The sequence below is a fragment of the Shewanella sp. W3-18-1 genome (assembly GCF_000015185.1).
GTDB lineage: Bacteria > Pseudomonadota > Gammaproteobacteria > Enterobacterales > Shewanellaceae > Shewanella > Shewanella putrefaciens.
Window position 1 is genome coordinate 4,696,086 of the sequence record NC_008750.1, and the last position, 12,295, is coordinate 4,708,380.

The window sequence follows — 12,295 nt, forward strand, 5'->3', positions numbered from 1 at the left end:
AAGGCTCTCAGGAGCCTTTGTTTTTATTCAATCCATAGAAGCTTCCGGATACATCTACGTCACTTACCATTGGAGATCCTGTGGCAGGGTTGTATGTGACGTCTGCAAACAGATCTCGCCCAGATAATGTGTTCGTTTTACTCCCGGAACTACTGATTAGATTGGCTCTTTTACCAATCTTTAAAGATGCCAGCAGAGAAACTCCGACTACAAAAAATATGAGCGACCATAGGCCAAGAAGTTTGTACGAATAGAACAAACTTACGATTAAAAACAAAGAGAATAGCGCCTTTTTCATTTACGCCTCCTGATTAATATGTAACCGATTATAGATTATCGTTCAGAAATGCAAATCTTCATAGCACCATAAAATGATACTGTAAAAAAACACAGTATTTGGCGTTGCATTATTAAAAAGTCATGGTATTTATGATTGATGACAAAGTTAACCATTGAATAGATCAGGTGTGTTATGGAGAAAGATATGAAGCATTTAGATCGTGAAACTGAAAAGCGATTAAACACAGTCGTTAAGGCAATCGGAACGTTGTTTATTCTAGGCTTTCTTACCCATTTGGTTATCTCGTCGTGGAGAGATGGCCAATATGGGTTTACCTTGCTGGCGTTGATTGCCGGGGTGGCGTTAGCTTCAATCAATCTGGGCCGCATCAAGAAAGTTAAGGAGAGCTGCTGATGTATGCGCTAGAGCCGCTAGAACGTGATGTTATTGGTAGCTTTGACAAGTTTGCCATTCAATTAAGTGAAGAAAGGCCGGACCAAGATATTTTTGAGTTCGATTTGACTCTGTGGACACTACTGAAGCTTTTATCAGTCAATGCACCATCCGAGGTAAGTAATCATTTTTCTCTTCCAGAAGATCTTGTTAATAAATTGGCGTCAGCTCCTGACAGTTATCTTTCACAATTAGCGAGTGGAGTTCTTCTAAGCTTTAAACTTGAAACAGATCAAATGGAAGTGATCGATACTCTTGCCGTTAGCTACGATTCTGTCATATGCCTTAAAAATGTTGTGGACGACTTTGACGCAGCGTACTGGCTATTGCTTAATAAGTTAGCTAGTAGAAACTTGGACATGGCGATGCAAATTTTTGGTGTATCTTCTGGTCTTGCTTCCTCAGTCGCCGCCTCCTCAAACAGCCAGTTAAGGTCGTTATCGCATAGGGTCGTTATTAGATTTTCATTGAGATTTGATATTGGCGTACTCGATCAATTCTTATCAGCAGCTCTTGCCGATACAACGCCGATTTTATTAAAAAAGATTCAGCAATCTTTGGTGTGGAGATAATCATGAGTGAATGTTTTACATCTGGTTCTTTATCTCGCTGGGTAAAGGCAAGGCACATGGCATTGGCGGGTTATATCACAAAGATAATTATCCTAGAGACTGGTTTGACTTATAAGCAAGTTCGCAGGCTGTACGCTGAGCTTCAATATTCCGGATATGATGTGAAGGATAAGAAATCCAGGACATTCCGTGGTGGAGCGACGCTGATCCACAGTCAGACATCTAAAATTCAAGCATCGCTTTTAATGCAGCTCTATTCAAATCTTGGAGGGGAAAAGGTTAAGCGTTCTGTAGATATTAGCGCTCTGAATAAAGCGTTTAGGATGTATCACGCTATCCGTAAAGAAGTACCAGGTATGAAAGGAGGAAAATGGGAGCCCTTCGACATTACAGATGCCTGGTGTCTTGCTTCGGAGCTGAGAAGTGGGAACGCAATGATAGAGCATTGCGAGCAATGCCAATGCACTTTTTTTACGTCAATTAATCAGCGAACATGTGTTGAATGCCCATTCTGCCGGGTCTCAAAAGCTGCCTGAATACAGCCGCGTATGCCGCAAAAGGGCAAATAGCGATGCTAATTTTTATGAGAGAGCGGCATAGCATTATCCAAAATAAAAAGCTGGAGAAATGCTATGTCCACTATGCCGCCCATCATGGCGAGGTTTGTTGCCTCGCTCCTATGTTTAACCATCTCAGTTCTTCCGATACATTCTTATGCGGGTAATCAGGAACCTAACATCGGAGCTGTTGGTCGTGATGCCAAACAATTTGGTTTATCTATTGCGAACGGAGTTAAGCAAAACTCTGCTCAGATTCAAGATGGTAAAATTTCTCTACCAGTTGGTAATGGCCAATCAACATCCATAAACATAAATGAACTGTTTCCTGGAGTTCAACCTGGGCAAAATACCGCAGAGTATTTCCCTGATGCAGCATCTCAGGAGGAGCTAGAACAGATATTCAGTGATGCTGATGCTATGGATCAGTTTGGTAATGAGGCAAAAGCCAATTTATTCCAAGACGCCAACAGCGCCAATCCCTCAATATCAGGTTCTGCATATCAAGTTCTTATGGATGCGGCCAATCGCTCACGCCCTGATTTCAGTAATGACCCAGTACTAAATCTAAGCAAAAAGACCTATGAGGATATGGACCTCATCGCAGGTGGCTTTGGGGATTGTTCTGCCGAAACAACTATTAATCAGAATACCATCAACGCGCATATTCCAGAGTATGAGCGATGCCAGCGAGTTGTGGACCAAAGCGCCGATTGCGAAGTTGTTCATGACTACGACGCCTCAGTTGTGAAGCACCATGATGGCCCATACAACCTCAAATCTTGTGGTGAAGGATGTACAGAACTCTGGATTGGTAAGGTAGGGAACAACTACTGGGAAGGGAATTGTAAAATATTTGAAGAACAGACCAGCGTTCAAGTAAGTAACCCTGAGGCAATAATTTCTGCGACCTTAGAATATGTTAAGTGGGATGACTATATTAAGGTACTGGTAGGAGAGCCTGGTAAAGAAGTACAAGTGTGGAATGGGCCGAATAATAACTTCCCCCCTGAAACAGGTGGAAAATGTGAGCTCAAAACTGAATGGGAAAGCACACCAAATGTAGACGTAACGAACATATTCAAAAGACAAAATCGTAACGGAATTGTCAATTTCAAAATACGAGTTTCCGTTGGTGGTGCTGGTGAAGGCTATGGACGCATTAAACTCCGTTATGACCCTGCCAAAGCTATTACCAAGGATGAGTGGTCTCCACAAAGCTGCATGGATTCGGCAAAAGGGGTTGTAGATGGTTTTGCAGAAGGTGAGATCACTTGTATAGATGACCCGACTGATGCTACGGGCTGCACAGTCATCAACGGGGTCAAAGTTTGCGAATCCCAACTCAAACCGTCACCTTTGCCTGGCATTCCAAAGCTGTGCAAAAAGGTTCGAGTTAAAGCCGACTATGACTTTTATAAGGGGCAAATGGACTGCTGGACAGATCCTCAAGGTGAAACACACTGCCCTGTAAATACTGGTGGAAATCTTAACAGTTGCCAGATGTACGAGGATAATCCTCAGTGTGGATTTATTAGTTCGGAATGTATTGATGGAGCAGAAGGTTCCTCGGGTAAGTGTTATGTGTTTAAAGATACCTACGACTGCGGAACGGACGTATCAATACCTACTTTAGAGAAAGAAACGACGTATCAATGTGGCGGACCCATTAGGTGTATGGGGGATGATTGTCTCGATATAACAAAGTCACAAAGCACTGATTTCGCTCGTGCATCAGCATTGTTGAATGCAGCTCAGTTCATGACTCAGGATATGAGTTGTACTGGTCAAAATGGTAATGATAACCCCACGGGTGAAGAAAATGTGATGTGTTCAGCTTTTGCCGGTGAGGCCGGGGAATGCAAGATTGCTGTGGGTGGTGTCTCAGATTGTTGTGAAAAACCGACGAATATTTCGTTTGCTGACTATCTCAATTTGATTATGGCCGTGCCTAAGCTAGACGGTGCCGTTATGGGACTCTCTGATGGCAGTGCCGTGAAAGGAGCATACCAAGTATTAAGAGACCCCGTAATGTCTGGCTGGACCGAAATAACACAGCCTTTTGCAAGTTATATCGAAAACATTAGTGGAGCGGTTGATAGTTTTCTCCAGCCTGTTCAACAGTTTGCCAAGGAGACTATTGGCGCATTAAAGGAGCAAATTACCAAGCTGACTTCTGAAGCTCTAGGGAATGCTTCTGCGACGGGAGCCGCTGGCGTACCTGCTGGTGCTCCTGAATCAATGACTGAACAAATCCTCGGCCAACAAGGTGCCGCCATGCTAAGCACCGTTATGACTGTTTACACAGTCTATGTAGTGTCAATGGTCATGATCCAAATGATTTGGAAGTGTGAGGAAAAGGAATTCACCATGAATGCTAAAAGAGCACTAAATAGCTGCACATACGTTGGATCTTACTGCAAGTCCAAAGTACTGGGAGCATGTGTCGAGGAGCGAGAGTCCTATTGCTGTTTCAACTCGCCACTCTCTCGAATCATCCAAGAGCAAGTGCGGCCACAACTTGGCCTTAACTTTGGTGATGCGCGTACACCTCAATGCGGCGGAATTCCATTGGATCGAATAGCGGATATTGATTGGAGTAAGGTCAACCTAGACGAGTGGTTGGGGATACTTCAGCAAAATGGAAAACTTCCTGATCCCGCATCGTTAAACTTGGATGCTTTAACGGGAGCTGGAAGTGATTTTAATATTGATGGTACTCGACAAGACGCCTCAGAACGTATCATGGAGCGGCTGGAAGGGATTAATGTGGACAAAATTAGAAACGACAAAGCGCGTGAAATATTCCCTGACTTGGATGGAAATGGTGGTTGATGTTTATCAATGAGAAAACTTTCACATGTGAAAGTTTTCTCATTGTCCTTTTCTTCTTCTTCGCGCCCGAATAGGGCACATCCAGAGCCGAGGTTTTTAGATGCTATCCCGCAAAATTTTCCCTGCAATCAAATTCGTTAGGGGAACTTATGCAGCAGACAATCCAAATCGAAAGTAGCACTGGTCACAGGCATCTACAGCTTCTGTCAGTGCACGAAGTCACGGCTTTACTAAAGATTTCAGCGCCAACGCTTCAACGAATCCGCACAAACGATCCTTCATTTCCCAAACCATACAAGCTCAGTGGAGATAAAACACTAAGATACAGATTAGATCAGTTGGAAGCATGGCTTGATTCACGCAGGATCAGTAATGAAGCCATTTAGCCAACTTTTTTCACAGTATCAGGCAGATATTGAAGTAAAAAATAATAGTAGACCACAAGGCTTGAGTAGGGCTGAGTCTGAATTAATAGATGCTTCTGTAAGGATTAAATCAGATCCACCCTTGTCCAATGATTTCACTTTTATGCACTCAATAATGTGCCAAATCGGTTTACCTCGTTCAAGAGTAAATGGAGTTGAGTTTGAAAGGCGCTGCGGTGCTGCTGGTCTATACATTCGAGCGGGTAAAATATGGGATGGAAAACAGTTTGTTCAGCAGCCGGTTCCCTATGGGCCAATGCCCCGTTTGGTAATGGCATATCTGAATACTCAAGCGTTGCGTTCAAAATCACCGGAGATTGATGTCGGCAATAGCGCCAGTGCTTTCCTTAAACAACTAGGCAAGGAGTCATCAGGAGGAAAAAATGGGAGCTATACAAACTTCCGTAAACAGCTTTTGGCGTTATCTGCTTGTAGTATTACCCTTGGTTTTAGTACCGCTGATAAAGCGTTCACTTACGATGGTAAGCCAATCCAAAAATTTGAAGCTTGGATTGGTAACAGCGACAATCAAGGTCAAGGTGCTCTATGGCCTGGTGTTATTACATTTTCACACGAGTACTTTACGACGCTAAGCGAACATGCTGTACCGCTTGATTTAAGGGCTCTAAATCAGCTTAATAGCAGTGCTCTTGCGATGGATATTTATGCCATGCTCTCGGATCGTTTACATCGAATTAGCGGTAGGCCTGTCGTATTGTACTGGCGTAATTTGCGCGAGCAGTTTGGTCAAGAATATACCGGAGACGACGCTGACAGGAACTTTAAGAAGGTATTCCTTCCTGCGCTAAAGAGAGTCCTTACTGTTTATCCGGATGCAAAAGTTAAGAAAGTGACTGGCGGAATTCTGATGATGTCCAGCCCCCCACCGATTCCATACCGTAATTGACTTAATAACCGGCCAATGTGCCGGTTTTTTTATGTTATTGCTTTGCAAAGTTGTGGAAAACCCTGTTGGTTTTGGATTTTGTCCACGCATAATCGCCCCCCCTTTTTTACGCATAATTACCCCCCTAACTACTGACAAGTTGCGCATAATCACCCCCCCTTGCCACGCATAATTACCCCCCCCCTAAACCTATAGGTATTGCCTTTAAAAAAATCCTATAGAGATACCTATAGTTGAACCATGCTCAGGTGTTAATAACTCTGTTCGCGCCCTAAAAAGGCAGATCCAGAGCCGAGGATTGGTAGCTACCTCTCATAAACTAGGTCTATCAATAACTGGTGTGTAACGGATAGGCTGATGAATGTAGACATGAATGAAACCTTGAATGCCTTGATAAGCGAAATTGCAGAAATGAAACAATTACTGGCTCAGGTCGTTGAAAATACGGTGAGTGACGGCAGCAAATCAAACTTACCTCCATCTGATAAAGAATATCTTACCGTCGATGAGGCGGCGGCATTAGTTGGAGCAAAACGCTCATACATCTACCGCCTGACGCATGAAAAGCGCTTATCGTTTACTAAGCCGGGTGGTAATCGGGTGCTAATTAAGCGCTCAGACCTTCAAGCATGGTTGGAAAAGAACAGAGTGAAGTCCCAAGATGAACTTCACCAAGATGTTGCAAATTACATTGCGTGCTCACCTCGCAGCCGTAGGGCATCTTAAAGTGTTTTATGGGGTACGGATTTTCCGCAGTGAGGACAGCAAGTTTCAGGCTCTTTTACCTTATCTTCAAAAATATCTGGAAAGCCTCTCATTGCTGTTACCCGGCGACTTTCAAGGATATCAGCATAAATTTCCGTTGTTCTCAATTCGGAGTGCCCAAGAAGGCGAGAGAGAGAATAGATATCAACGCCACGGTTAAGCTGGGCCACCGCAAATGTATGTCTGCCAACGTGGAAAGTAACATGTTTTTGAACGCCTGCTAGCATTGCCCAATGTAGTAAAGCGACGTTGGTGTAACTACTATATTTCAACCCTTTAAAGACTCGCTCGGTTTTATCTTGGCGCTCTCCCATAAGCTTAACTGCTGAGTCTGGTAGATCCAAGTAGACTAAGCTGTTTCCGGCATTCAGTAATTTAGTCTGCTTGAAAATAATTCTGTAGTGCCCATCCTGAAACTCTTCTATTTCTTTCCATGTAAGCTTCTGAATATCGCTCCATCTCAAGCCAGTTGTGCAACTAAAAAGAAATGCCCGTTTAAGAACATCATAGCGACATTCCGCCCTTGTCATAGCTCGAACTTCATCCAGAGTGAGGTAGGTTCGCTGGGTATTTTCTGCTTTGACACTTTTTACTCGCTGGACTGGGTTATCCCTTATGATGCCTTCTCTGTACGCTTCATTTAGGGCGGCTCTGACTTTGTTGAAGTAACTAGAGGCCGTGTTTTTGGCAAGCTTTGACTTAGATTTCGTTAGCGGTTCCTCTAAAAGGTATTTCCTAAACCCTTCTAGGAATTTTTTATCAAGTTCTTCAAAAGTTAGCTCTGCTCTTCCGTGATAGCTCCGAAGATGTTTACCTGCTGAGATCCAAATAGAATAGTTTGAAGAACTTCCAGACTCTTTGCTGGCAGTTAACTTGTCGTAGTATTCGTAAAAGCTCGAAGCAAGTTTTACTCTGTCTTCCAGTTGGAACTTATTACTGTGAGATTCAACGAGCCTTGCTGACCGCGCAGCCTCAGCCTGACGCAACATTTCTTTATTGTGTTGACGCTCTGCTTGTGTCTTTGGGTTCTCGTAGAGATAGAGCTCTAAAGGTTCGTAGTCGCGCTTTGCACGTTTTTTACCATCCTCACCTTCAACAACACCGTAGTAGTACACCAGCCTAAGTTGCTGGAGCCCCTTCGAGTTAGGATTACGCTTGTTTACTGATACCTTCATAATTGCTCCGCTTTGCTCCCGTTACTCCAAAATTTTAACTCGGGAGCAAATACGGATCAATATTTAGCAAAACGGAGCAAAATCGTGGAAAGGGAAGTAAAACCTAACTATAAGAGGTTCACTATAAAATCACCTAAATAACAGTAAGTTGCTTTGATATGCTTTGAAGGGTTTTGCTTTGTTTTTCATCTGAATTGCGAGCTTCACTTCCCGATACAGAATGAGCTAAAAATTTTGCCCAATAGATCGTCTGAGGTAAAACGGCCTGTGATTTCAGATAGGGCTATTTGTGCCATTCTGAGCTCTTCCGCTAATAGCTCTCCTGCGAGGTAAACCTCTAATTGCTCTTTACCTAATTGCAGGTGGCTTGCGGCTACATCTAAGGCCTCAAGATGACGGCGGCGTGCGATAAATCCACCTTCTAAGTTACTTTGGTAGCCCATAAGTGACTTTAAGTGCAGTTTTAACTCATCAACACCGAGCCCTGTTTTGGCTGAGATCCGGTAAACGCTATAACCTTTTTCTTCCGTCATATCGAGGTTTTCACCGGTAAGATCGGCTTTATTGCGGATTACGGTTACCCCTAAATTAGCGGGCAGTCGATTGATAAAATCTGGCCAAATATCATGGGGATCGACAGCATCCGTGGTGGTGCCATCGACCATAAATAACACGCGATCAGCGCTGTTGATTTCATTCCAAGCGCGCTCGATACCAATTTGTTCAACGGTATCAGTGGTATCACGCAGGCCTGCTGTATCGATAATATGCAGTGGCATGCCATCTAAATGGATATGTTCACGTAGTACATCGCGAGTAGTACCGGCTATTTCGGTGACAATCGCCGATTCTTTACCTGCTAACGCATTTAATAAACTGGATTTTCCGGCATTAGGGCGGCCGGCAATCACCACTTTCATGCCTTCACGAATGATAGAACCTTGTTTAGCACTAGCTTGTACGGTGCTGAGTTTGTCGATGATTTTATAGAGTGCATTGGCAATTTTGCCATCACTTAAAAAGTCGACTTCTTCATCGGGGAAATCAATTGCGGCTTCAACGTATAAACGCAGGTTCGTGACTTGATCCACCAGCTCATGGACTTCCTTAGAAAACTCACCCTGCAGCGATTGTAGCGCGCTTTTGGCGGCCTGCTCGCTGGTGGCATCGATAAGATCGGCAATCGCCTCGGCTTGGGTTAAGTCGAGCTTATCATTCATAAAGGCTTGTTCGCTAAATTCACCGGGTTTGGCGATACGAATACCTTCAACTTCCAATACACGTTTGATCAGCATGTCGAGGACTATTTGGCCGCCGTGGCCTTGCAATTCCAATACGTCTTCACCGGTAAAGGAGTTAGGCCCCTTAAAAAATAGCGCTATGCCTTGGTCTATTACTTGGCCTGTTGCATTTTTAAAATCACAATAATCGGCATATCGGGTTTTAGGTAAATGACCTAAAACTGCCATGGCAACATCAGTTGCCTTGTCACCTGAAATTCGAATGATGCCAACGCCGCCACGTCCGGGTGCGGTGGCTTGAGCCACGATAGTGTCAGTTGTCACGGAAATACCCACCAAACTAATATTTACCAATACCCTGTAAAGGAAAAGGCGGCTAATTAAGCCGCCTTTAGTGTCATTTTCACTTTATGCTTTGCTAAAGGTAGGGCTTATTTTAAGCCTTTTTTCTCAAGACCTGCATAAATAATCTTCTGCTGGATGATGGCAACAATGTTACCCACTAACCAGTATAGTACTAGACCTGATGGGAACCACAGGAAGAATACGGTAAAGATTACTGGCATCCATTGCATCATCTTCACTTGCATTGGATCCATCGTCGGTGCGATAGGTTGCATTTTCTGCATGATGAACATAGATACGCCCATCAGCAACGGCAGTATGTAGTAAGGATCTTGTACCGATAAATCGTGGATCCATAACATAAAGGGAGCGTGACGTAGTTCGAAACTTTCTAGCAATACCCAGTACAAGGCAATGAAGATTGGCATCTGTAAAATAATAGGTAAACAGCCACCCATGGGGTTAACTTTTTCTTTCTTATACAGTTCCATCATAGCTTGACCCATCTTCTGACGGTCATCACCAAAACGTTCTTTTAAGTCGGCAAGTTTAGGTTGCAGATTGCGCATCTTAGCCATTGAGGTGTACTGCGCTTTTGTTAGCGGGAACAGTAAACCACGAACGGTTAAGGTGATCAGGATAATTGCTACACCCCAGTTACCCACAAATGATTGATAGAACATCAATAACCAGTGGATTGGTACCGCTAACCACCATAAGAAACCGTAATCAACGACAAGGTTCAAGGTTTCTGAAATGGCGGATAGTGCCGCTTGATCTTTAGGACCAACATAGAACTGTGAGCTAATTTCTTGGCTAGCACCAGGTGCGATATCGTATACCGCACCGCGGAAACCAATATTCGCTAAACCGCCAGCACTGACACTTGAAAAAATAGTGTTACTGTCAGTTGCGGGTGGCACCCAAGCTGAAACGAAATAGTGCTGTAACATGGCAGCCCAACCGCCTAAAGTGGCTTGGTTCAGGTTGCTTTTGGCCATGTCATCAAAGTTGTATTTCTCGTAGCGCACATCATTTGTTGAGAACGCACCACCACGGTAGGTAGGCATCATCATACTGCTTTCAGATGGCTTGATTGTTTGTTTAATCTGACCGTACATCTGAACTTGCAGCGGTGCTGCTGAAGTGTTGTTGATTTTATAGTCAACATCTACGTTGAACTTACCACGATGGAAAACAAACACTTTAGTGTAAGTTACGCCGTTATCGGCCACGTAGGTTAATGGCACTTCTAAGGTGTCTTGGCCTTCGGCTAATGTGAATTCAGTTGCAGAGGTTGTGAATGCTGCACGACCGTTGGCGCTGCTATCGATACCATCACGACCGATCAAACCGCTTTGGGCGATATAAGTGTAATCTTTTGTCTGCTCAAGCAATACAAAAGGTTGCTCTTTACCTTGCTCCATTTTGTGTGAAACTAGTGCAGCAAAGACGATGTCGCCACCTACAGGGTTGATTTGTACATCAAGCTGATCAGTTTTTACTGTGATAAGATTTTTACTCGCAGCTACTGCTGCTGGTACACCTGTATCAGCTTCTGGAACATCGGCACTGTGAGTGCTAGCCACATTCGCCACTAAGGACGATTCTGTTGCAACGGGTTTAGGAGCTTTGTCTGCTTGCCACTGTTGCCACAGCAAAAAGCTGACAAACAGTAGTCCTATGAGCAATATATTGCGTTGAGATTCCATAGCCTATTTATTACACCTGTCATTTTTAGGGGGGACGGGATCGCTACCGCCGGGATGTAAAGGGTGACATTTTAATATGCGTTTCAATGCAAACCAACAACCTTTCGCGGTTCCGTGCACTTTTATTGCTTCAATGGCGTAATGAGAGCAAGTGGGATTGAAACGACAACGAGGGCCCAGTATAGGGCTAATGAAGATTTGATAGCCACGAATTAACGTGGTCGCTAGCCATTGTAGCGGCGACTGAGTTTGCGCCATAGCTTTTCTATCAATTTGTTGATCTCTGCGTTTTCCATTTCCATCACGCCATTTCTGACAAGCACGACAATATCAAGATGAGGAATATCGTGCTGATTTAAACGAAAACTATCTCTGATGATACGCTTAATGCGATTACGTTGATTAGCACGCTTTACGTAGCGTTTAGCCACAGTAAGGCCCAGACGCGGATGTTGCTCCGAATTAGGAATAGCGAGCAAGGTAATTTCAGCAGAAGATGCTTTGATGGGGTTGGAGAATACAGATTTAAATTGCGCGGGAGTTAGCAAACGCAACTCCCGCGTAAAGGTATAGCTAGTCAACTAGTTATCCACTTATTAAGCAGATAAACGAGCGCGACCTTTCGCACGACGACGTGCAAGCACCTTACGGCCGCCTACAGTAGCCATGCGAGCGCGGAAGCCGTGAGAACGCTTGCGCTTCAGGTTGCTAGGTTGAAAAGTACGTTTACTCATGATGGCAATCCGTCTTTGTTATTAGTGAACATTCCTTATCTCTGGTATAGAGGTAAGGGCAAAAAAGAGGCCGAATTGTAATCACTTTACTTGGTCCCGTCAACAACGAAAGTCGGTAAGTGGGTTATTTCTGCCAGTGTAGCTTTAGATCCATCCCCACTATACACCATAAGATGTGGATAACTCTGTGTATGGACACTACATATAGTAGTGTAGGGGATCTTCAACGAGATCAAAGGGGCGCCATTATAGATCAATGTGGATCGCTTAATAAAGCAGGATTTGCGTGAAATG

General features: G+C 44.0%; 12 protein-coding genes. 6 read left to right on the forward strand and 6 right to left on the reverse strand.

Annotation, left to right across the window (positions count from 1 at the left end; genetic code table 11):
- The first annotated feature begins 484 nt into the window (after positions 1 to 484).
- The 6 genes from SPUTW3181_RS21230 to SPUTW3181_RS21260 all read left to right on the forward strand — a co-directional run bounded on the left by SPUTW3181_RS21230 (position 485) and on the right by SPUTW3181_RS21260 (position 6,755).
- Positions 485 to 694, forward strand: a complete 210-nt coding sequence (locus SPUTW3181_RS21230; RefSeq protein ID WP_041408285.1) for a hypothetical protein — start codon at positions 485 to 487, stop codon at positions 692 to 694.
- Positions 694 to 1,305: a hypothetical protein gene (locus tag SPUTW3181_RS21235; RefSeq protein WP_011791305.1), complete on the forward strand. Its 612-nt coding sequence runs from the start codon at positions 694 to 696 to the stop codon at positions 1,303 to 1,305. Before SPUTW3181_RS21230 ends, SPUTW3181_RS21235 begins: the two co-directional genes overlap by 1 nt.
- 2 nt (positions 1,306 to 1,307) lie before the next feature.
- On the forward strand, positions 1,308 to 1,841 hold the full coding sequence (locus SPUTW3181_RS21240; protein WP_011791306.1) for a FlhC family transcriptional regulator: 534 nt from the start codon (positions 1,308 to 1,310) through the stop codon (positions 1,839 to 1,841).
- A gap of 96 nt (positions 1,842 to 1,937) precedes the next feature.
- The gene (gene traN / locus SPUTW3181_RS21245) at positions 1,938 to 4,697 is read left to right on the forward strand and encodes a conjugal transfer mating pair stabilization protein TraN (RefSeq protein ID WP_011791307.1); all 2,760 of its coding nucleotides are present in this window, start codon (positions 1,938 to 1,940) and stop codon (positions 4,695 to 4,697) included.
- Between the two features lie 372 nt (positions 4,698 to 5,069).
- A complete protein-coding gene (locus SPUTW3181_RS21255) occupies positions 5,070 to 6,029 on the forward strand; it encodes a replication protein RepA (RefSeq protein ID WP_011791309.1) in 960 nt (319 codons plus the stop codon).
- 357 nt (positions 6,030 to 6,386) lie between these two features.
- Positions 6,387 to 6,755, forward strand: coding sequence for a helix-turn-helix domain-containing protein (locus tag SPUTW3181_RS21260; RefSeq protein WP_011791310.1), 369 nt, complete (start codon positions 6,387 to 6,389; stop codon positions 6,753 to 6,755).
- On the opposite strand, the gene SPUTW3181_RS21265 is transcribed toward SPUTW3181_RS21260, so the two are convergent.
- The 6 genes from SPUTW3181_RS21265 to rpmH all read right to left on the reverse strand — a co-directional run bounded on the left by SPUTW3181_RS21265 (position 6,752) and on the right by rpmH (position 12,001).
- On the reverse strand, positions 6,752 to 7,969 hold the full coding sequence (locus SPUTW3181_RS21265) for a site-specific integrase (protein ID WP_011791311.1): 1,218 nt from the start codon (positions 7,967 to 7,969) through the stop codon (positions 6,752 to 6,754). The genes SPUTW3181_RS21260 and SPUTW3181_RS21265 overlap by 4 nt on opposite strands.
- 203 nt (positions 7,970 to 8,172) lie before the next feature.
- Entirely contained in the window at positions 8,173 to 9,534 is a 1,362-nt protein-coding gene (gene mnmE / locus SPUTW3181_RS21270; RefSeq protein ID WP_011791312.1) for a tRNA uridine-5-carboxymethylaminomethyl(34) synthesis GTPase MnmE, read from the reverse strand.
- Positions 9,535 to 9,641: 107 nt separating this feature from the next.
- Positions 9,642 to 11,267: a membrane protein insertase YidC gene (gene yidC, locus SPUTW3181_RS21275; protein ID WP_011791313.1), complete on the reverse strand. Its 1,626-nt coding sequence runs from the start codon at positions 11,265 to 11,267 to the stop codon at positions 9,642 to 9,644.
- 3 nt (positions 11,268 to 11,270) lie between these two features.
- The gene (gene yidD / locus SPUTW3181_RS21280) at positions 11,271 to 11,525 is read right to left on the reverse strand and encodes a membrane protein insertion efficiency factor YidD (RefSeq protein WP_011070421.1); all 255 of its coding nucleotides are present in this window, start codon (positions 11,523 to 11,525) and stop codon (positions 11,271 to 11,273) included.
- A complete protein-coding gene (gene rnpA, locus SPUTW3181_RS21285; protein WP_011791314.1) occupies positions 11,492 to 11,848 on the reverse strand; it encodes a ribonuclease P protein component in 357 nt (118 codons plus the stop codon). The genes yidD and rnpA overlap by 34 nt, the downstream gene beginning before the upstream one ends.
- Before the next feature lie 15 nt (positions 11,849 to 11,863).
- Positions 11,864 to 12,001 carry a 50S ribosomal protein L34 gene (rpmH, locus tag SPUTW3181_RS21290; RefSeq protein WP_006083827.1) on the reverse strand — a complete coding sequence of 46 codons (138 nt, stop codon included), beginning with the start codon at positions 11,999 to 12,001 and terminating at the stop codon, positions 11,864 to 11,866.
- Between the last annotated feature and the right edge of the window lie 294 nt (positions 12,002 to 12,295).

What these genes read in the sequence shown, in the direction of transcription:
- SPUTW3181_RS21230 (WP_041408285.1), top strand. Translation starts at nt 485, where the DNA reads ATGAAGCATTTAGATCGTGAAACTGAAAAGCGATTAAACACAGTCGTT.
- SPUTW3181_RS21235 (WP_011791305.1), top strand. Translation starts at nt 694, where the DNA reads ATGTATGCGCTAGAGCCGCTAGAACGTGATGTTATTGGTAGCTTTGAC.
- SPUTW3181_RS21240 (WP_011791306.1), top strand. Translation starts at nt 1,308, where the DNA reads ATGAGTGAATGTTTTACATCTGGTTCTTTATCTCGCTGGGTAAAGGCA.
- traN (WP_011791307.1), top strand. Translation starts at nt 1,938, where the DNA reads ATGTCCACTATGCCGCCCATCATGGCGAGGTTTGTTGCCTCGCTCCTA.
- SPUTW3181_RS21255 (WP_011791309.1), top strand. Translation starts at nt 5,070, where the DNA reads ATGAAGCCATTTAGCCAACTTTTTTCACAGTATCAGGCAGATATTGAA.
- SPUTW3181_RS21260 (WP_011791310.1), top strand. Translation starts at nt 6,387, where the DNA reads ATGAATGTAGACATGAATGAAACCTTGAATGCCTTGATAAGCGAAATT.
- SPUTW3181_RS21265 (WP_011791311.1), bottom strand. Translation starts at nt 7,969, where the DNA reads ATGAAGGTATCAGTAAACAAGCGTAATCCTAACTCGAAGGGGCTCCAG.
- yidC (WP_011791313.1), bottom strand. Translation starts at nt 11,267, where the DNA reads ATGGAATCTCAACGCAATATATTGCTCATAGGACTACTGTTTGTCAGC.
- yidD (WP_011070421.1), bottom strand. Translation starts at nt 11,525, where the DNA reads ATGGCGCAAACTCAGTCGCCGCTACAATGGCTAGCGACCACGTTAATT.
- rpmH (WP_006083827.1), bottom strand. Translation starts at nt 12,001, where the DNA reads ATGAGTAAACGTACTTTTCAACCTAGCAACCTGAAGCGCAAGCGTTCT.